This is a genomic window from Brenneria sp. L4-2C, assembly GCF_040240335.1.
In the GTDB taxonomy this organism is placed as follows: domain Bacteria; phylum Pseudomonadota; class Gammaproteobacteria; order Enterobacterales; family Enterobacteriaceae; genus Brenneria.
Genome location: NZ_JBEIAC010000013.1, coordinates 103,817 through 122,767, shown reverse-complemented (window position 1 = coordinate 122,767; position 18,951 = coordinate 103,817). Strand labels below are relative to the sequence as shown.

Here is an 18,951-nt window from a genome sequence, read left to right as displayed (position 1 = left end):
ATCTTGAACAGGGCCATGATCAGTTGCCGCTGGTGGTGCCGCTGCTGTTCTATCAGGGAGAACGCAGTCCGTATCCGTACAGCCTGCGCTGGCTGGATGCCTTTGATGATCCGCTTTTGGCGACCCGGATATACAGCAAGGCTTTTCCGCTGATTGATCTGACCGTGACTTCTGATGAGGAGATTAAAACCCACCGGCGGGCGGCGTTGCTGGAGTTGGTGCAAAAGCATATCCGTACGCGGGATATGCTGGAACTGGCGCGAGACATCGGGTTATTATTTGAACGCTGGCAGGTGCCGCTGAGGCAGAAAAAGGCGTTGTTGTACTACATCGCGCAAACCGGCAATACATCCAGACCAGCCGATTTTATCGAAATAGTGGCGGAGCCGTTGTCAACGGATCGGGAGGAGATAATGACGATTGCACAGCAGCTGAAACAAATTGGATTTGAAGAGGGGTTGCAGGCCGGAGTAATACAGGGAAGAGAGCAAGGCATAGAACAAGGTATAGAACAAGGTATAGAACAAGGTATGAAAACCAGCGCGCGGCAGATTGCGCGCCAGTTACTGCTGACCGGCATGGCGCGCGAGCAGGTCCAGCAAATTACCCGGCTTTCCGACGAGGAGATGGCGCAGTTGGCGCTCTCCGCAAACATTTAAGATGATTTATCATTATTTTCTGGGATTCCCAGGTTCCCGGCGATTTTTTATGACGGGCTATCCCTGCCCGTCACCCTGCGGGCCGTCGCAAGCGACGTTTAAAATCGCTCCCGGCGATTTTTTATGGCGAGCTATCTCTGCCTGCCACCCTGCGGGCCGTCGGCGCATTCCACAGCGCAGCATCACATGCTTTGAGGCGATATTCTCATCGTCGCAGCGGGCGTTGATCCGACATAGCCCAAGCTGCCGGAAGCCATAATGAATCATCGCCCGCACCGCTTCCGTACAATATCCTTTTCCCCAGTTTTCCGCGCCCAGTCAGTAACGCAGATACGGCGTTTCGTTTGCGGAGAGACCATTAAACTTTATACGCCCGGCGCGTGGGTCACATGTACGCCGGGCCTTCTGCCTCCGTTCCACTTACCGTCGATGGCGCGTTCAATCTGCGCGGCAAGCTGTAGCAGCAGGCCGTCGTCGCCCTGGCGCGTTTGCGCCTGAATGCCGAAGGGCAGTCCGTTCTCCTGCGCGGCCAGCGGCAGGGAGATCGCCGGAATGCCGCACAGATTGGATAACGGCGTATAGGCGAAATTTTCCCATAAGTGGGCGAACCAGTCCGTCACCGACGGGTTATCGCTTAGCGTCAGGTACTCCATGGTGCCGATCTTCGGCGTCGGCAGCGCGGTGATGGGGGTGAGGATAATATCCCAGGACTGGAAGAAAGCGCCAAAGGCGCGAGATGTGTTGTTGAATACGGTCTGCATCGCCGCGCGTTCGCTGAAGGAAATATCTTTGCCGGCCTGCCAGATGCGGATATTGATGGGTTCGATCCGATCCGACGGCGGCGCGTCCAGCCGCAGATTTTTGAGCATGGCGGAAATCGTCTGCGCAAAGTTGCTGATATAACAGGTGGTTTGCGCCGCAAAGGCGGCGCGAAAATCCACCTGCGGCGTCACCCATTCCACATGGTGGCCCAGATCGGCCAGAAAACGGCCTGTTTTCTCCAATTCGGCGACAAAATGCGGCGTAGCCCGATAGTCGCCCCATTCATGGGAAAGCGCGATGCGCAGCGGCGCGGGGTCGCGCGCAATCAGCTCGCGGTAGCTTTCCGCCGCCGTCCAGTAGGGCATGAACTCTCCCGGCGCGCCGCCGCGACAGTGGTCTACAAAGGCGGCGGTGTCGCGCACCGTGCGGGTATGGCACCCCTGAATCGACACCAGACCGGTAAGATCGGAGGCGTAAGGCGCGATGGAGAACACCCCGCGCGAGGGTTTCAGGCCGATATTGCCGTTAAATCCGGCGGGAATGCGGATCGAGCCGCCGCCGTCGGTCGCATGGGACATCGGTACGATGCCGGCCGCCACCGAGGCCGCCGTACCGGCGGAGGAACCGCAGGTGGTGTAGTCCGGATCCCAGGGGTTTCGGGTGATGTAGAGCGCCGGATTTTCCGCCGAACTGCATACGCCGAATTCCGGCGTGGTGGTGCGGCCGATGAGATTCAGCCCGGCCTGACGCATTTTGCCGACCAGAAAGCTGTCGCTCTGCGAGCGGTTGCCCTGCATCAGCAGCGATCCCATCTCCTGCAAACGGCCTTTCAGGGTCGGCCCCAGATCTTTTATCAGAAAAGGCACGCCGGCGAAGGCGCCCTGCGGGTTCATGCCGTCTTTCAGCGGATCGGCGACCACATCGTCGAATACTTCAACCACCGCGCTTAACGTGGGATTCAGCAGGGCAATGGCCTGCGCCGCCTGTGCGGCCAGTTCTGCCGCGCTGACGTCGCCCTTACGTATCAATTCCGCCAGTCCCACCGCGTCATAGGCCGACCATTCATCCCAGTCCATCACTTGTGACTTCATATACCACTCCAGGTTGCAACATTAAGGGCAGCGTCCGCTATGGAAATGACGTGATATGCCCGAAAAATAAGCCGGTTATTTCATCAACGCCAAACGCGGCGCCGCAGCCAGCAGACGACGCGTGTAATCATGCCGGGGCTGGCCGAATAGCTGGGCGGTGATGCCTTGTTCAACCACCTCTCCCTGATGCATCACGATGACGCGATCGCAAAGCTGGGCCGCGACGCGCAGATCGTGGGTGATGAACAGCAGCCCCAGCCCCAAATCACGCTGTAATTCGCGCAGTAGGTCGAGGATTTGCGCCTGCACCGATACATCCAGCGCGGAGACGGCTTCATCCGCCACCAGCACCTGAGGATCGCAGGCGATGGCGCGGGCGATGGCCAGCCGTTGCCGTTGTCCGCCGGAAAACTGATGCGGATAGCGATCGAGCGACGCGCGCGGCAGGTTGATGCGATCCATCAACGCTTCGGCGGTGTGGCGGGCCTGCTGCCGGCTCTGACCAAAATTCATCGCGCCTTCCATGATCGAAGATCCGATGGTGCGGCGCGGATTCAGCGATCGGTTCGGATCCTGAAAAACCACCTGAACGCGCGAACGCAATGTCCGCACCTGGGATTCGGGCAAGGTTTGTACTTCGCGGTCTCCCCATAGGATCTTGCCCGAACTGGGCGCGATCATGCGGATCATGCAGCGTGCGAAGGTAGATTTCCCTGAGCCGGATTCCCCCACGATGCCGACGGTTTCGCCGCGGTGAACCGCGACGCTGGCCTGCCGCAGAGCGTCGAAGCGTTTGCTGCGCCCCAGCCAGTCGCGGCTGACATAGGTTTTGCCGACCGACTGGCCCACCAGCAGCGGCGGGAGGCGATTGCCGGGCGGCTGGCGCGGCGGCGGCGGCGTAATATCGGGGACCGCCGCCAGCAGTGAACGGGTATAGTCGGTGGCCGGATGTCGCAGCACCTGTTCGCAGGCGCCCTGTTCCACCATCTCGCCGCGATACATCACCAGGATGTGGTCGGCGATTTCCGAGACCACGCCCATATCATGGGTAATGAAAAGCACCGCGCTGCCCTGTTCCGCCTGGAGTTCGCGGATCAGCTTAAGGATTTCCGCCTGCGTGGTGACATCCAGCGCGGTGGTGGGTTCATCGCAAATCAGCAACTGCGGTTTAAGGACGATCGCCATTGCGATAACGATGCGCTGGCGCTGGCCGCCCGAGAGCTGGTGCGGATAGCTTTTGTAGATACGCGCCGGGTCGGGCAGACGCACCCGCTCGAACATCGCCAATATTCTGGCCTTGCGTTCGGCGGCGGGCCAGTGGGTATGCGCGCGCAGCAGCTCGTCAACCTGTTCTCCGCAGCTATGAACCGGATTCAACGCGGTCATCGGCTCCTGAAAAACCATCCCCATACTGGTGGCGCGCAGCTGGCGCATCCGCCGATTGCTGGCGTAATGGCCTGAATCCAGCAGCGTATTGCCCGCCAGCCTGATCGTGCCGCTGTTGATGCGCAGCTCTTTGGCCATCAATCCCATGATGGTGGTGGCCAGAACCGATTTTCCCGAACCTGATTCGCCGACCACGCACAGCGTTTTTCCTGCCTCGATCGCCAGATCGAGCTGTTGAATGGCGTACGGACGGTCGGCATCTGCCGGCAGAGCGACCTGTAGGTCGACGATTTGCAACACCGGGGCGTTATGTTCAAGCTTGTTCATCAGATTTCCCCTACAGCCGTTTTGAGAATTTGGGATCGAGGACATCACGCAGGCCATCGCCGAGCAGATTGATGGCCAGCACCGAGGGAACCAGGAATAGCGCGGGGAACAGCACATCCCCCGGACGTTGCGAGAACATCACGCGGCCTTCGGCCATGATGTTGCCCCAGGTGGGAATGTCGGCGGGGAGCCCTAAGCCGAGAAAGCTGAGGATCGCTTCCGTCAGCACCGCCGACGCCGCGACAAAGGTGCCTTGTACAATCAGGGGCGCCATGGCGTTGGGTAAAATATCGCGCCACAGGATCATCATATTGCTGGTCGCCAGCGCGCGCGCCGCTTCAACAAAGGCTTCCTGGCGCAGACTGAGCACCAGCGAGCGCACCAGCCGCGTGACCCGCGGCACTTCGGGTACTGCGATGGCGATGATGACCGTGGTCAGATTGCCGCCGAATATGGCGACCAGCGTTATGGCCACCAGTACCGAGGGGATCGCCATCAGGCCGTCCATCATGCGCATCAGCAGCATATCCAGCGTGCGGAAATAGCCCGCCAGCATGCCGAGCAGGCAGCCGGCCAGAATGGCGGTCAGCGCGGTCATCAGGCCGACGGTCAGCGAGATGCGCGTGCCATAAAGCACGCGGCTCCAGATATCGCGTCCCAGACTGTCGCTGCCCATCCAGAAGGTATGCAGGATTTGCGTGCCGTCAAGCAGGGTTACCAGGCCGTGGGTGCCGGCGTTGACGGAAATGAAATTCATGTCCATCACGCCGGGGTCGAAAGTCCCGAGCCAGGGCGCGCCGATCCCCATCATGGCTAACGCCGTCAGGGTCAGCACGCCGATTTTTACCGAAGTATTACGCCAGAGTCGTTTAGCTGTATTCATTATTCATCCCGGATGCGCGGATCCAGCCACAGATAGCTCAGATCTATCAGGAAATTCAGCAGGATATAGGTCACGGCGAAGAACAGAACCACGCCTTGCAAGACCGGAAAATCCCGGTTGAGTACGGCGTCCACCGTGAGCTGTCCCAGGCCGGGAATGGCAAACACCGTTTCCGTCACCACCACGCCGCCAAGCAGCAGGGCGGCGCTGACGCCGATTACCGTCGCCACCGGCACCGCCGCCACCCTGAGCGCGTGATGCCTGAGCACCTGTAGTTCGGTGATGCCTTTGGCGCGCGCGGTGCGAATGAAATCTTCGGTCAAGGCTTCGCTGACCGCCGCGCGCGTTACCCTGGCGAGCAGCGCCACATAGGTCACCGACAGCGTGAGACAGGGGAGAATCAGGTTGTTCAACCAGGGGAGAAAGCCCTTTGACAGCGGGTTATAGCCCTGCACCGGCAGCCATTGCAGCTTGAGCGCCAGCACATAGATCAGCAGGTAGCCAATCACAAACACCGGTATGGAGAAGCCGACCACGGAACAGGACATCACGCAGCGATCCAGCCAGCCGCCCATGCGCCAGGCCGCCAGCGCGCCCAGCGGCAGCGCGATCAGCACGGTGAACAGCAGCGTGCCGAACGTCAGCGACAGGGTGGGTTCCATGCGCTGCATCAGCAGCGAGGTCACCGGCTGATTCATGAAAAATGAGTAGCCGAAATCGCCGTGCAGCACGCCCTGCGCCCAGATGACGAACTGCTTCCACAGCGGCAGGGTCAGGCCCAGTTGCTCGCGGATGCGGTCGATATCCTCGTTGGTGGCGCTGTTGCCGCCGATAACCGCGGCGGGATCGCCGGGAATCAGCCGGACGATCATAAAAATGGCGACCGCCACCACCAGCAGAACAGGGAGTGTCGCCAGCAGGCGTTTGCCGGTAAATGTCAACATGCTCGTTCCTCGTTGCGACTAGCCAACTGGTCGACAGGCGCCTGTGCGCCCGTCGGGATCACTGCTTGCGGATATTCCAGTACACCTGAGCGCCGGAAGACACCAGCCCGGTTACGTTGGAACGGACGGCCGCCCGCAGTTCGTACTGGCCCAGCGGCACATGGGTGACGGTTTCAAAGGCGCGTAGCTGAATTTGCGTGGCGAGTTTTTTCTTCTCTCCTTCGTCCATGGTGCGGGCGAAGCGGGCTTTCAGCGCTTCCAGTTCAGGATCGTCCTGCCAGCCGAACCAGCCTTTTTCGCCGCGCGCGTTCATCATCGCCATGGTTAGCGGGTTGAGGACGTCTTCCGCCGCCCAGGCGGTCATAAACGCATTCCAGCCGCCGGCTGAAGGCGCGTCTTTTTTGGCGCGCCGGGCCACCAGGGTCTGCCAGTCCATATTCTGCAAATCGACCTTGAAGCCGGCTTGCTCAAGCTGCTGTTTGGCGACCAGCGGCAGTTTGGCGATGGTCGGGGAGTCGGTGGGGCGCATCAACACAACCGGCTGGCCCTGGTAGCCGGCCTCTTGCAGCAACGCCTTGGCTTTTTGCGGATTGGCTACGCCGGTGAACTCGCCGGTCTCGTCCGAGGCGAAAGTGGTGCCGCAGGGATACATGCTTTTGCAGAATTTTTGCAGTTCCGGTACGCCGATTTGCACGCGCAGCATTTGCTGTTCGCCCAGAGCCAGCATGGCGGCGCGACGAATACGCGCATCGTTGAACGGCGGTTGCAGGAAATTAAAGCGGATGATTTGCAACATGCCGATCGGCTGCGCCTTGACCAGATTGATGTTGGGGGTTTTGCCTAATGCGGGGATTTGTTCGAACGCCGGCTGTTCCAGAATATCGGCTTCACCGTTGATCAACGCGTTAAACTGCGTTTGCGGATCGCGGATGATCAGCCACTCCACGCGGTCAATGTAGACTTTTTTCCCGCCCGTGGTGCCGGAAGGCGGCTCATCGCGCGGCACGTAGTAAGGGTTTTTCACGTAGACCACCCGTTCGCCGGATTTGAACTCGTCGCTCTTGAACATATAGGGGCCGGAACCGAGGGTGCTGCGGATCTGCACGTCGCCGGATGTCTGGGCGACCGCCTTCGGCATGATAAACGGCACGTTGGAAGAGGGTTTGCCCAACGCCTCCAGCATCATGCCGAAGGGTTCTTTCAGGGTGAGGGTAAAGGTTTTCGCATCCACCGCCTGATAGCGCTCGACGAACGACGCCAGCGCGCTGCCAAAGCTGTCGCGCGTGGACCAGCGTTGCAGGGAAGGGATCACGTCATCGCTGGTCACCGGCGTGCCGTCGCTGAATTTCAGCCCGTCGCGCAGGACGAATGTCCAGGTCAGGTTATCATCAGATACCTTCCAGCTCTCTACCATCTGCGGCTTGATGTTGCCGTCGATATCGGTGCCGAACAGCGTGTCGTAAATCATATAGCCATGATTACGGGTCACGTTGGCGGTCGTCCACATGGGATCGAGCGAGACCAGGTTGCTGCTGGGGATGATTTTCAATACGTCGGCAGGGGTTTCGGCAAAAGACGACAGGCTGAAAAACGTCGCCAGCAGGCCGCAAATAATTCGATGTGAGGTTATTTTTGTGGCTATTTTATCGATAAATGCATTTTTAACCGTTATTAATTTCATAATATCCCCGATGATATCAATACCCGTCATGTTTTAAGTCGCCTGCGGCCGTTCTGTTACTTAAAATTTATTGGGTATAACAGGTTAAGTGGAATGGAAAGCAAAAAGCATTACTGGCATGGCGCGCCGCTAATAAAATAAAACGATCTCCTCCTGCTGCTAAAAACACTACAAAAGTCTGATTCACGAGACTATCACAACATCAGCGACTCAGTGTTGATAAAAAGTAGACGCCTGGCTGCGTTCATCAAACAGGGAATTAAAATCATTATCTTTATTTATCAGTTGATTATTGTTTTTGTCTGCGATTCTGTGCAGGCAAAAGGTAGCCAATAAGACGCATAATGGCGGCGGTGCCGCATCGTAGTGCAGTGCGAAAAGAGATATTATTATTAGTTATGAATAGGAATTTCATAGTAAATGGATGTTTTTAATTAATAATTGATAAACGCAGGCGCCGTCGTTCATTGTTTTATTCTTTATCCTGGCGTGATGCACTGATTTCCTATGCTAAGTTGCACTGACATAGTGCAATTTGGCTGTTTTTTTAGCCATAAGAAAATAGACTGTATTAAATGGGGTTTCGTTTTTTTACCTAAAGCGAGCAATGAAAAGGTCTGAGCCGAAATAAAACAAGATAAACGGAGAATGGCATATTTATTGCTGAGGCAGTGGAATAGAACCGTTATTTGCAGGAGTCGTCATGCAACTCAGGGCATTACGATATTTTAATGAAGTGGCGCAATGCGTTTCGTTACGTAAAGCGGCCACCCGACTCTATGTGACGCCCAGTGCGGTAAGCCGCCAGATTGAACAACTGGAGCATTTTTATGGCGCTTCGCTGATTGAACGGAATCCGCGCGGCATCCGCTTAACACGAGAAGGCGAGTTTCTTGCGCAGGCGGTCAGCGCCACGCTGCGCGAACTGGATCATGTGAAGGAACATATTGCCAACAGTCAGGGGGTGGTGGCGGGCACCATTCGGATGTTCGTCAGCGAGAGCTTAATCGCCAGCATGCTGGCGCCGGTGCTGGCGAAATTTTCCCAACAGTACCCCAAAGTGCAGTTTCAAATCGAAACCGGCAGCGCGCCCCGTATTGCGGATGCGTTTCGCGCCGGAGAAGCGGATATCGGGCTGACCTTCTACATGCCGCCCTGCGCCGAAATTGAAGTGACCCACCATTGCGATGTATGGCATCGGGTTCTGGTGCCGAAAGGACATGCGTTCACCGAACGCCACTCCATCACCATACGAGATCTTGCCGGCCAGCCGCTGGCGATACCCAATTCCACTTTCTCCACCCGGCAAATCATCGAAGCCGCGGCACGAAAAGAGGGCGTTCAGCTTAATGTCGCCTACACCACCAGTTCGGTGGAAGTACAAAAATCCCTGGCTCGGGCCGGTATCGCCTTGCTGGTGCTGCCGCAGGCCGCGCGCCAGAATCGGGATCTGGGGGATGGCCTGGTCGCCGTCCCGTTGCTGGATCCGCTGATTGAGCGCGTACGGGTCGATCTGTGTCTGCCCCGGCAGAGGACGTCATCCATCGCCATCAAAACCTGCCAGAGTATGCTGGCGCAAATTATGGCGGATTGCTCGATTTAATCGGATCACGGGGAGCGACGACGCCTTGTTCCGGGATGTTAATCGTAACCTGATAAGGAGAGCTGTTTAAAACAATCGCTTATCGCAGAAATCGTCGCCTGAACGCGCCCCGCCGACCAGACGTCCGGATTGACCGCCAGCTGGATGTCGGCGGTGGTGAAATCGCTATTATTTCCTACGCCGGCCCTAAACAGGATTATATCAACGCGTTGTATCGCATCTTCTCCCTCTATTATCAAAGTCTGAATCGACAACGATTCATCATGACCATGTCTAGTACCGCAGTCTTATCCCTTTGCTATCAGTGATAGCCGGATAGAAAAAATCAAACCGGCGTTGACTGTCCGGGGAAGTCCGTAGAGTAGAAAACGGGATGGGCTGATTATTCATAATAGTAATAAAAATCCCATATGATATATGGAATAATGAAAATAAAAGTAATAATCTCAATTTGAATGTTTAAATGAAATTGTACAATTTGGGGGTGGAGTATTTAATTTATAAGGGTTATATTAAATATGCTTAAGTACGCTTTGTTTTAATCTATAAGGAGCAAGGATGACTATTATCATATTATTATTGATACTCATCTATATCTCCACTGCGTTTCACATAGATGGGGTAAAACACAGAAATCCATTGTATAAGTTAAGAAAAAAGAGGAGGCAAAAACTTACATATAAGTTAAAAAGAATAGTTAGGGTGCTAGTATTTTCTAGCTAGAAAATAGCACTAATAAGTAGATCCGCCAGTGAGTATTCGACCTTATATAACTGTACCCTTACTCATTGAAAATACTTTATTTTATAGGTAATGACTTAAATAACTTCGCCTAATAGCGCTACGGTTGTACCTTTCGGTAATCCTCCTGTTTTTAACGAAGGTCATAAGTAGATTTTATGTAGCACGTAATATATTTTGCTTTTGTGTATATCTACCCAGTACCATATTGGGCCTTTCGTGATTATAAAACCATAGCCGTACTGTTGCATACGGCTGTAATTAATCCAGTGATGAAAATAGATATTTTCCCAGCTAGTCATAGCGCACTGTCCGGTTGTAGTGCTCAATATAGGCGTTCTGTTGCGGTTTACCCGGCTGGATAAAATTCAGTTCAATGTCATTATTTTTAGCCCCTTTACCAACTCGCCACGCGTATATTCCGGGTCATGGTACCTATTGAATGAATACAACGAGCGTTTAAGTCGGCCGGTCGCCGTCCCGTTGCTGGATCCGCTGATTGAGCGCGTACGGGTCGATCTGTGTCTGTCCCGGCAGAGGACGTCATCCATCGCCATCAAAACCTGCCAGAGTATGCTGGCGCAAATTATGGCGGATTGCTCGATTTAATCAGATCACGGGGAGCGACGACGCCTTGTTCCGGGATGTTAATCGTAACCTGATAAGGTGAGATTTTTAAAACAATCGCTTATCGCCGAAATCGTCGCCTGAACGCGCCCCGCCGACCAGACGTCCGGATTGACCACCAGCCAGATGTCGGCGGGCTCGCTGCGGGCGGGCATAACGTTTATCAGTTCAGGACAGCAGCGTTGCATGATTTCCCGCGCCATCATGCCGATACCCTGGCCCTGGCGAAGGGCTTCGATGTACATCCACTGCGAATTGGTTTCCAGCACGATACGGCCATTGGTCAGGGGCTCCCCGCACAGCCTTTGCCAGTATTGCGGCACGGTTTCCTGTGGAAACATCACCAGATCGTGGCCGGAAAACGCATTGCCGGGTACGGGTCGGCCTCGCCGGGAAACATATTCCCCGGAGGCATACAGACCAAGCTGCAACGTCGCCAGACGGCGGATGATTAAATTGCTATCCGTGGGACGGGCGCTGCGTACCGCCAAATCGGCTTCACCGCGCCGGATATCCACCACGTCGGGGGCGGTGGACAGGGTTATCGTAATGTTGGGGCAGGCTTGTTGGAGTTCATGCAGCGCCGGCAGCAAAAAACAGCGGGCCAGCGAGTCGGTGGAAGCAATATGCACTTTGCCCGCTAAAGACGCATTCATTCCCATGCTTTTTCGTTCGATAGATGCCGCCGTCGCTTCCATCCGTTCGATATCGGGCAGCAGTTGCTTCCCGCTTGCCGTCAGACGATAGCCTTCCGGAGAACGATGGAATAACGAGGTATTCAGTTGTTGCTCCAGCGAGCGTAATCGGCGGGCAACCGTTGCCTGATCGACGCCCAGGCAGGCGGCGGCGGCGCGTAAACTTCCAGTACGGGCGACGGCTAATAAATAACGGGCGTTGTCCCAGTTCATCATCCCCTCTGCATTTTTGCTGCGGATAAGTCTATTTCCGCTGCGTTTTCAACTCATCCTTCTCTTTTTACACTCGTAGCCCTGTTCCGCCAATAGGGGAAAATGATGTCGCCGCTGAGTTTGGTCACCGATGAACCGCGTCAGGTTCATACCCTGCTGACGCTGTGTGCCGGAATGTTTATGGCGATTCTGGACGTCAATGTGATTAATATCGCCACGATGAATATTCAGTCCGAGTTTCATGCATCCCTCTCCGCGGTGACCTGGGCTGTGGATGCTTATAATCTGACGCTTTCCGGGCTGATGCTTTCGGCGGGGGTTCTGGCCGATCGCTACGGCGCCCGACGTATGTGGTTGCTTGGCCTGGTCGTGTTTACCGGCGCATCGGTCGGTTGCGGCATCAGCGGGTCGATGCCGCAATTAATTCTGCTGCGTCTGGCGCAGGGTGTGGGGTCGGCGCTGTTTATTCCCGCGTCATTTTCATTGCTGTCGGTTATCTGGTCGGATAATCAGTCGCGACAGCGGGCGATAGGGCTGTTTGGCGGCATGGTATCGGTGGCGGCGGCAGCGGGACCGGTACTCGGCGGCTTTCTGGTCGGCTATTTCAGCTGGCGCGGTATCTTCTTGATTAATTTGCCTATTGGGTTGTATGGCGTGCTGACCGGTTGCCGCCTGCTGCCTTGTTCGTTGGCGAATCCGGGAAAAGGGCTGGATATGGCGGGACAGATTTTGGCGATCGCCACGCTGGGCTGCATCAGCTATGTGCTGATACAGCTTCCGGCGCAGGGATGGTCGCATAGTCTGTTACCGTTTATGACGCTGTTTGCGCTGATATGCGGAGCGGGTTTCATCGTAGTGGAACGGCGCGCCGTTTCCCCCATGCTGCCGTTATCTTTCTTTCGCCGTCGCGCGTTTAACCTCGCCAACCTTACCGGTTTTTTGATTAACGTCTGCTATTTTGGCAGCCTTTATGCCCTGAGCCTGCTTCTACAGCAGCACCTGCGCTATACGCCTTTGCAGACCGGGATCGCGCTGCTGCCGCTGGCGGCTTGTCTGATGGTCGGCAATTTATTGGCTGGCCGCTCAATGTCGCGCTGGGGCGTGAAAAAACAGATGATCGCCGGATTGCTGCTGAGCGCCATGGGATATGCCGGCATGTTGTGTTTAGACGAACAGGTAACGTTTCCCGTGGTGATAGCGATGGCGCTGCTGGCCGGCGGCGTGGCATTTGTGGTGCCGCCGATGACCGCGACGGTGTTGTCCGGCCGTTCCCCGGATACCGCCGGCACGGCGTCGGCAGCCCATACCGCTTTTCGCCAGATTGGGTCGTTAATGGGTATCGCTCTGGCCGGCCTGATATTTTCGCTGGCGGCCTCGCCATTGACGATGCTGATGGCGCTGGCGGCGCTGATTCACATACTGCTGGCGTTAGTGATTGCCTGCATGTTGAGCATGGATGATTGAGCCCTCGCTTGCGGCAGGTTGGGTTACGGTATTTTGGCCTGACGACATTGCACCATTATCCCGATCGCCTGTTGCAGCCACTGGAGCACGTCTGGCGTCATCCAGGTTCCTTTCAGCATATGCGGCTCCTGCTGCATGGCGAAATGAAATTTTTGCTGCGTGACGGGATCTTCCCCCGCATACGACTGGAAGAGTTCAAGCCAGTTTTCCGCCAGCGCCTGTCCGTCCTCGGACGCCGGATCGAGCCTGTCCCGGCTGGCCTGATGCAGCTTCGCCACCAGCGGCGGCCACTCCATCAGGCGATCAAAATAGTGCGTCCGGGTAAAGGCCAGCTCTTCCGGCGTGAGATAATGCTGCCAGATAGTCAGCTTGCTTTCGGCGAAGGCGCGGGTGATGTAGTCGGTCATCTGTGCGGTAATTCCGGTCAGTTCCCGCATTTGCGGCTCGACGCTGTGCATCGCGTTCAGCCGGTTTAAAAACTCCGCTTTCCCCGCGGTATCCTGCTCCAGCCGCTCCATCCAGCGGATCGCCAGATCTATCGCCCGCGGATCGGCCTCATCGACTTTCTGCGACATCAGCGTTTGCGCTTCCATCACCAGCGCCGCCCAGAGGGATGACAGTCGTTCGCTCTGCGAGACGAACGGCAACTGCTGCAACTCTTCTTTGCTAAACCAGCGATCGTACATATTCATTAACTCCAGAGTCTGTAACCAGGACTCCAGGTCAGGCTCTTCTCCAGCCGCCAGCTCCGTACGCAAAAACACCAACTGGTCGCGCAGCGTATTAATGCTGCGCATGTGTTTATCCAGCAAGGCGATTTGCGCGTCGAGAAGTTCCGGCATAGAGAGCGTATCCTGCTCCAGAAAATCCTTGATCTCGGCAAGCTCCAGCCCCGCTTTTGCCAGCGCCTGAATCATATGCAGGCGCTGAACATCCGCAAGATTATACAGCCGGTAACCCGCCGCGCTTCTGGCGGAAGGCAACAGCAACCCTGTTTGCTCGTAGTGGTGTAAAGTACGAACGGTGATCCCGGCGCGTTTCGCCAGTTCCCCCACTTGTATCAACATCGCTGCTCCTTGTCCTTAGCCAGTTGCGCTACTCTGCGGCCTTACGTTACGTGAGGGTCAAGACAATATGCAAAAAATGCCTGAAGGCGTTAAATACCCCGCTTAAGCGCCTCTTCGAGATCTGCTGACGAAGCGCGGCCAGTGGCGTTCAGCGGTTGTTAGCTGTTGTTCTGCCGTTTTAGCACAATAGAGCAGGTGTATCGGTCTGCGGGATGGATCGATACCGTGGTTTCAAACGTTTCACCGTTGCGATCGATATAGCGGCGTATGATTTTCAGAGCAGGCGAACCGTTTTCAACGCCAAGCGCTCTGGCTATCTTGGCGGGAATGCTGACGGCGGAAATGGTCTGCCTGACTTCCTCGCTCTGCACGCCATAGTGTTCTTCGATTAAATCGCTGATTAACGCGAACGGATCGCTGCGCACCAACTGGCGTATTTTGCTGTACCTTGGGCTCGCGTAACTGTCGGTCCAACATATCGGTTCATCTTTTTTCTCGCTGTCTTCACGGATACTGGCGATATGCAGCCAGCGCGCGCCGGGCGCGCCGCCGATGATTTGGGAAAGCTCATAGTCCGCAACGATTTCATCGATCTTCTTCACGACCCGCAGATTGTTTTTCGCCAGGAAAAATAAATCTTCAAGACATGCCAGCGGATGGTTGAGTCCTTGGTTTGCCGTTCTGTCGGCCACCAGGGTGCCGATACCTTTACGTCGCAGAATTAATCCCTGCTCGGTCAGCTCGCGCAGTGCTTCGCGTACCGTATGACGGCTGACCTGATACTGTTCGCACAATTCCAATTCGGACGGCAAAAGCGAGCCTGCCGGAAACTGGCCGGACGCGATGTTTTGAACCAGTTCACGCGAAATACGTTTATACAAAGATTCTTTCATAGGTAACGGCTTCAATAAATATTGATGATCCCCATCACAAAGGGATAGAAAAAAACTTCCCTTTAAATGTCCGTACATTCTATCTTGTCTGCACAAATTAAATGTACGGACATTTGATGTTGTTCGGCCATTTGACCGGCTGCGTATGTCTCATCATCGTACGGCATTCAACAGATAGTCGCCGCGTTCCGACGTAAGGCATGTCGCATTTTATCACCCTTCATGATGTATCAAGGATTCTTTTATGGCCTCGAATGTACTTGATTCAATTTTATTTCGTGATTCTTTCGGCACACCGGAAATGCGCGCTATTTTTGACGACCACGAACTGATTCGCAAATACGTGGAGGTGGAAATCGCGCTGGCGAAAGCTCAGGCTCGCTGCGGCGTTATTCCTGAAGCGGCCGCGCGGGAAATCGCCGCCAAATGCGACGCCGACGCGCTGGATTTCGATCTGCTGCGTCACGAAACGGAAATCGTCGGTTATCCCATTCTCCCGCTGGTGCATCAAATCTCTAAGCAGGCGGGGGAGTCCGGCGGTTATGTCCACTGGGGCGCAACCACGCAGGACATTATGGATACCGCCGTGGTGCTGCAAATCCGCGACGCTTTTGAACTCATCAAAGCGGATATCAAAACGCTGCGCGGCACGCTGGCCGATCTGGCGCAACGTTACCGCAATACGCCGATGGCGGGTCGTACCCATTTACAGCAGGCGTTGCCGGTGACATTCGGCTACAAGGCCGCGATCTGGCTGGATATTTTTGATCGTCATGAAGAGCGTCTTCAGCAAGCCAGCCCGCGTATTCTGGTCGGCGAGTTCGCGGGCGCCGCCGGCACGCTGGCCTCTCTGGGCGATAAAGGGCTGGATGTGCAAAAAGCCATGATGGAGGAGCTGGGCCTGGGCGTGCCGGTTTCAACCTGGCACGTCGCGCGCGATGGGTTTGCCGAAGCGGTCAATTTATTGGCGTTGATCACCGGTTCACTGGGCAAGATTGCCTATGACGTGATGCTGATGGCTTCCAACGAGTTCGGCGAGCTGTATGAGCCGTTCGTGAAAGGCCGCGGCGCCAGCAGCACCATGCCGCAAAAACGTAATCCTATCTCCAGCGAATTGATGCTGGCCTGCGCCAAGGGCGTGCGTCAACAGGCGGGTTTGATGCTGGACGCCATGGTGCAGGATTTGGAACGCGCCACCGGGCCGTGGCACGCGGAATGGATCGCCATCCCTGAAAGTTTCGTGTTGACGGCCGGCGCGTTGCATCAGGCCAAATTTATGCTGAGCGGACTGATCGTGGACGAAGAGGCGATGGCCAGAAATCTCGATATGACCAAAGGACTGATCGTTGCGGAAGCCGTCATGATGGGGTTGGCGCCGTATATCGGCCGTCAGGATGCGCACGACATCGTTTACGACGCCTGCCGGATAGTGAACGAGCAAGGCGGTCGTCTTGCCGATGTGCTGAATGCGATGCCCAGCGTTTCCAGCCGTCTTGATGCTGAATTAATAGAACGACTGACGAACCCGGCTAATTATCTCGGCATGGCGCCGGCCATGGTCGATCAGGTATTAAAAAGTTCGGCCGCGCGCAATTAATTCACGCTAATCGTACAACGATTGAGGAGATGATTATGTCATCTGGATCGTCTACGGGGAAAAAGCTGATTGCCGCCATTATTCCTGTCGCCATCGGCGGAATAATCTGGTTTTCTCCTGTCCCGGAAGGTCTCACGCCTCAGGCATGGCATATGTTTGCTATTTTTGCCGCGACTATCGCGGCAATTCTAACCCAGCCATTACCCTCTGGCGCAGTGATGTTAATTGCGCTGTGCGTGACCATATTCACCAATACATTAACTGAAGCAAAAGCATTATCCGGTTTTTCCAGCGGCACCGTATGGTTGATATTTTGCGCTTATATTCTTTCTCTCGGTTTTGTGACTTCCGGTCTGGGGAATCGAATTGCGTATAAAATGCTGTCGTTATTCGGCGGCAGCAGTCTCGGTATCGCCTATTCATTAGGGGTATCCGATTTGATCATGGCGCCGGCCATGCCTTCGGTAACGGCACGATCGGGCGGCATTATTTTTCCGATAGCCCGTTCGATTAATGTCGTTCTTGGCTCTGCGCCGGGCGAGACCGGGAAAAAGATCGGTGATTTTCTCACTATGGTCTGTTTTCAGTTTACGCCGATCACCGGCGCGATCTTCCTTACCGGAATGGCGGCCAACCCGCTGGTCACCAGCCTGGCGAAAAACTCTTTGCAGGTGGAAATCACCTGGGGAGGCTGGTTTATCGCGGCAGTGGTTCCCGCTATGGTGTGCTTTTGCCTGATGCCGCTGCTGCTGTATAAAATGCTTAATCCCGAGTTAAAACGCACTCCGGAAGCGAAAGAGATGGGGCGTCGCTCGCTGGAAACGCTAGGCCCCATGACAAGGGTGGAGAAAAAGGTCGCCATTGGCTTTATTCTCGCGCTGGTTGGATGGGGAACCAGCTTGATCACCGGGTTATCCGCCACATCGATTGGGCTCGGACTGGCGGCCTACCTGTTTGCCGTCGGCGCCGTCGACTGGAAAGCGTTGCTTAAAGATCATGCGGCCTGGGATACCGTCATCTGGTTCAGCGTGATTATCAGCCTGGCCGGCGGACTTTCCGAACTGGGCTTTATTAAATGGATGGCCGCGATATTAGGCGATTCTGTTGATGGCTTTGGCGTGATACAAACATTTGTATTATTGGGGGTGCTGTATATTTACGTGCATTACCTCTTTGCCACCGCCTCCGGCCATGTTGCGGCGCTGTATGTTCCTTTTGCCGCGACGGCCATCGCCGCAGGCGCGCCGCCGATGATGGTCGCCATTTGCTTCGGTATTTTTAGCAACCTGATGTGGAGCACCACGGAATATGGCGGCGGGCCGGGGCCGATTTATTTTGCCCAGGGATATTTTGAACGCGCGCGCTTCTATAAAATTAACTTTGTCATTGTCACCTTTAATGTGTTCCTGATTTTCGCCGTCGGTTTGGCATGGTGGAAATTACTCGGTTACTACTAATAAGTCATAAAATAAGGCCGTATCCCTTATTTAACGAATAGGCGGATAGGGCCTTTTTTTGCGGTAAGTTGCCATCCTCTGCATATAAAATCATTTATCATTGCTGTTTTAAGCTGAAATTATCCTGTTGGCATACGCGATAAGTGGTTTATAATCTTCACACTTCCAGTTGCCTGTGTGTTGGCGTTGTTACTTGGCCGCTTCAGTTGCCGCCTTCCTGCAACTCGAATGCGCTATTTAAGAATTCAAAGAATAGGCGCTCCCAGCATGAGTAAATTAAAAGCAAACGGCACAATCGAGGTGTTCTCTAGTGGCGAAACGTGTTATTGATTTGATAATAAAACTTGTCCTGTTTTTTGCGGTAATGATGATGGTTGCTAAATTTGGGCATTATGATGATTTGGTCAACAACATCATGAACAAGTACGTCAGCTTCGATACCGCCGATAAATTAGGTAAATTGCTCTTCGGAGAGGCCGATCCAGAACCTTACGAATCAGTCAGCTATTACATCAACATTCTTATTAATCTTCTCATCAGTGTGCCATTACTCAGTGCGATGATAACTGTTTTTAATGTTATAACTAACCGAGTGAAATTCACTGAACACCTGAGCGAATGTGCTTTGTCTATTGTGAGACGGTTTGTAAAAATCTTTATTTTTACTTTTCTGTTTTTGGGGGTGTTTAGAATATTTCCCTATGAAATTTTTATCTCTGATAATCAAAGGATTTCTTTTGCCACTATGGCGACAGTAGTGGGTTTTAATCTTTTGATAACGATTGTTTTCTATTATTTCAGCGCTAGATTAGTAAATAAACGGAATTGGTAAAATGCCAATTACGGTGATAGGTAGCTGAA

General features: G+C 54.7%; 16 protein-coding genes and 1 pseudogene. 7 read left to right on the top strand and 10 right to left on the bottom strand.

The features are described 5' to 3' along the window. A partial coding sequence (locus ABRZ26_RS17695; protein ID WP_319605467.1) for an Rpn family recombination-promoting nuclease/putative transposase occupies positions 1-659 on the top strand: 659 nt, incomplete at its 5' end. A gap of 57 nt (positions 660-716) precedes the next feature. Here ABRZ26_RS17695 and ABRZ26_RS17690 read toward each other — a convergent pair. The 6 genes from ABRZ26_RS17690 to ABRZ26_RS17665 all read right to left on the bottom strand — a co-directional run bounded on the left by ABRZ26_RS17690 (position 717) and on the right by ABRZ26_RS17665 (position 7,763). Further along, positions 717-977 (bottom strand): GNAT family N-acetyltransferase, encoded by a 261-nt coding sequence (locus ABRZ26_RS17690; RefSeq protein ID WP_349830376.1) that lies wholly within the window; start codon positions 975-977, stop codon positions 717-719. A gap of 47 nt (positions 978-1,024) precedes the next feature. Beyond that, positions 1,025-2,512 carry an amidase gene (locus tag ABRZ26_RS17685; RefSeq protein WP_319605466.1) on the bottom strand — a complete coding sequence of 496 codons (1,488 nt, stop codon included), beginning with the start codon at positions 2,510-2,512 and terminating at the stop codon, positions 1,025-1,027. Between the two features lie 75 nt (positions 2,513-2,587). Then, complete coding sequence (locus tag ABRZ26_RS17680; RefSeq protein ID WP_319605465.1) at positions 2,588-4,225, bottom strand: dipeptide ABC transporter ATP-binding protein; 1,638 nt, start codon at positions 4,223-4,225, stop codon at positions 2,588-2,590. Between the two features lie 10 nt (positions 4,226-4,235). Next, positions 4,236-5,108 carry an ABC transporter permease gene (locus ABRZ26_RS17675; RefSeq protein WP_319605464.1) on the bottom strand — a complete coding sequence of 291 codons (873 nt, stop codon included), beginning with the start codon at positions 5,106-5,108 and terminating at the stop codon, positions 4,236-4,238. Further along, positions 5,108-6,052 carry an ABC transporter permease gene (locus tag ABRZ26_RS17670; protein WP_249231705.1) on the bottom strand — a complete coding sequence of 315 codons (945 nt, stop codon included), beginning with the start codon at positions 6,050-6,052 and terminating at the stop codon, positions 5,108-5,110. The genes ABRZ26_RS17675 and ABRZ26_RS17670 overlap by 1 nt, the downstream gene beginning before the upstream one ends. A gap of 58 nt (positions 6,053-6,110) precedes the next feature. Beyond that, positions 6,111-7,763: an ABC transporter substrate-binding protein gene (locus ABRZ26_RS17665; protein ID WP_319605463.1), complete on the bottom strand. Its 1,653-nt coding sequence runs from the start codon at positions 7,761-7,763 to the stop codon at positions 6,111-6,113. Positions 7,764-8,436: 673 nt separating this feature from the next. Between ABRZ26_RS17665 and ABRZ26_RS17660 the strand changes: the two genes are divergently transcribed. After that, positions 8,437-9,336, top strand: a complete 900-nt coding sequence (locus tag ABRZ26_RS17660) for a LysR family transcriptional regulator (RefSeq protein WP_319605462.1) — start codon at positions 8,437-8,439, stop codon at positions 9,334-9,336. Between the two features lie 897 nt (positions 9,337-10,233). Here the strand turns inward: ABRZ26_RS17660 and ABRZ26_RS17655 are convergent. Beyond that, a pseudogene (locus ABRZ26_RS17655) lies at positions 10,234-10,470 on the bottom strand (integrase core domain-containing protein); the annotation flags it as partial. A gap of 45 nt (positions 10,471-10,515) precedes the next feature. Here ABRZ26_RS17655 and ABRZ26_RS17650 point away from each other — a divergent pair. Further along, entirely contained in the window at positions 10,516-10,686 is a 171-nt protein-coding gene (locus ABRZ26_RS17650) for a hypothetical protein (protein WP_319605461.1), read from the top strand. A gap of 38 nt (positions 10,687-10,724) precedes the next feature. Here ABRZ26_RS17650 and ABRZ26_RS17645 read toward each other — a convergent pair whose 3' ends face one another. After that, positions 10,725-11,615, bottom strand: a complete 891-nt coding sequence (locus ABRZ26_RS17645; protein WP_319605460.1) for a LysR family transcriptional regulator — start codon at positions 11,613-11,615, stop codon at positions 10,725-10,727. Positions 11,616-11,714: 99 nt separating this feature from the next. Between ABRZ26_RS17645 and ABRZ26_RS17640 the strand changes: the two genes are divergently transcribed. Beyond that, entirely contained in the window at positions 11,715-13,076 is a 1,362-nt protein-coding gene (locus ABRZ26_RS17640; protein ID WP_319605459.1) for a DHA2 family efflux MFS transporter permease subunit, read from the top strand. A gap of 23 nt (positions 13,077-13,099) precedes the next feature. Here the strand turns inward: ABRZ26_RS17640 and ABRZ26_RS17635 are convergent, their stop codons facing one another. Together ABRZ26_RS17635 and ABRZ26_RS17630 are read right to left on the bottom strand one after the other, a co-directional pair. Then, positions 13,100-14,143 (bottom strand): MerR family transcriptional regulator, encoded by a 1,044-nt coding sequence (locus ABRZ26_RS17635; protein ID WP_319605458.1) that lies wholly within the window; start codon positions 14,141-14,143, stop codon positions 13,100-13,102. A 158-nt stretch (positions 14,144-14,301) separates the two neighbouring features. Then, complete coding sequence (locus ABRZ26_RS17630; RefSeq protein WP_319605457.1) at positions 14,302-15,036, bottom strand: GntR family transcriptional regulator; 735 nt, start codon at positions 15,034-15,036, stop codon at positions 14,302-14,304. 244 nt (positions 15,037-15,280) lie between these two features. On the opposite strand from ABRZ26_RS17630, the gene ABRZ26_RS17625 reads away from it, so the two are divergent. From ABRZ26_RS17625 to ABRZ26_RS17615, 3 genes are all read left to right on the top strand, one after another. Next, positions 15,281-16,633: a class-II fumarase/aspartase family protein gene (locus tag ABRZ26_RS17625; protein ID WP_319605456.1), complete on the top strand. Its 1,353-nt coding sequence runs from the start codon at positions 15,281-15,283 to the stop codon at positions 16,631-16,633. Between the two features lie 35 nt (positions 16,634-16,668). Beyond that, positions 16,669-18,090, top strand: coding sequence for a DASS family sodium-coupled anion symporter (locus tag ABRZ26_RS17620; protein ID WP_319605455.1), 1,422 nt, complete (start codon positions 16,669-16,671; stop codon positions 18,088-18,090). Between the two features lie 310 nt (positions 18,091-18,400). Then, complete coding sequence (locus tag ABRZ26_RS17615) at positions 18,401-18,922, top strand: hypothetical protein (protein ID WP_319605454.1); 522 nt, start codon at positions 18,401-18,403, stop codon at positions 18,920-18,922. Positions 18,923-18,951: the final 29 nt, after the last annotated feature.

What these genes read in the sequence shown, in the direction of transcription:
- ABRZ26_RS17685 (WP_319605466.1), bottom strand. Translation starts at nt 2,512, where the DNA reads ATGAAGTCACAAGTGATGGACTGGGATGAATGGTCGGCCTATGACGCG.
- ABRZ26_RS17680 (WP_319605465.1), bottom strand. Translation starts at nt 4,225, where the DNA reads ATGAACAAGCTTGAACATAACGCCCCGGTGTTGCAAATCGTCGACCTA.
- ABRZ26_RS17675 (WP_319605464.1), bottom strand. Translation starts at nt 5,108, where the DNA reads ATGAATACAGCTAAACGACTCTGGCGTAATACTTCGGTAAAAATCGGC.
- ABRZ26_RS17670 (WP_249231705.1), bottom strand. Translation starts at nt 6,052, where the DNA reads ATGTTGACATTTACCGGCAAACGCCTGCTGGCGACACTCCCTGTTCTG.
- ABRZ26_RS17665 (WP_319605463.1), bottom strand. Translation starts at nt 7,763, where the DNA reads ATGACGGGTATTGATATCATCGGGGATATTATGAAATTAATAACGGTT.
- ABRZ26_RS17660 (WP_319605462.1), top strand. Translation starts at nt 8,437, where the DNA reads ATGCAACTCAGGGCATTACGATATTTTAATGAAGTGGCGCAATGCGTT.
- ABRZ26_RS17645 (WP_319605460.1), bottom strand. Translation starts at nt 11,615, where the DNA reads ATGATGAACTGGGACAACGCCCGTTATTTATTAGCCGTCGCCCGTACT.
- ABRZ26_RS17640 (WP_319605459.1), top strand. Translation starts at nt 11,715, where the DNA reads ATGATGTCGCCGCTGAGTTTGGTCACCGATGAACCGCGTCAGGTTCAT.
- ABRZ26_RS17635 (WP_319605458.1), bottom strand. Translation starts at nt 14,143, where the DNA reads ATGTTGATACAAGTGGGGGAACTGGCGAAACGCGCCGGGATCACCGTT.
- ABRZ26_RS17630 (WP_319605457.1), bottom strand. Translation starts at nt 15,036, where the DNA reads ATGAAAGAATCTTTGTATAAACGTATTTCGCGTGAACTGGTTCAAAAC.
- ABRZ26_RS17625 (WP_319605456.1), top strand. Translation starts at nt 15,281, where the DNA reads ATGGCCTCGAATGTACTTGATTCAATTTTATTTCGTGATTCTTTCGGC.
- ABRZ26_RS17620 (WP_319605455.1), top strand. Translation starts at nt 16,669, where the DNA reads ATGTCATCTGGATCGTCTACGGGGAAAAAGCTGATTGCCGCCATTATT.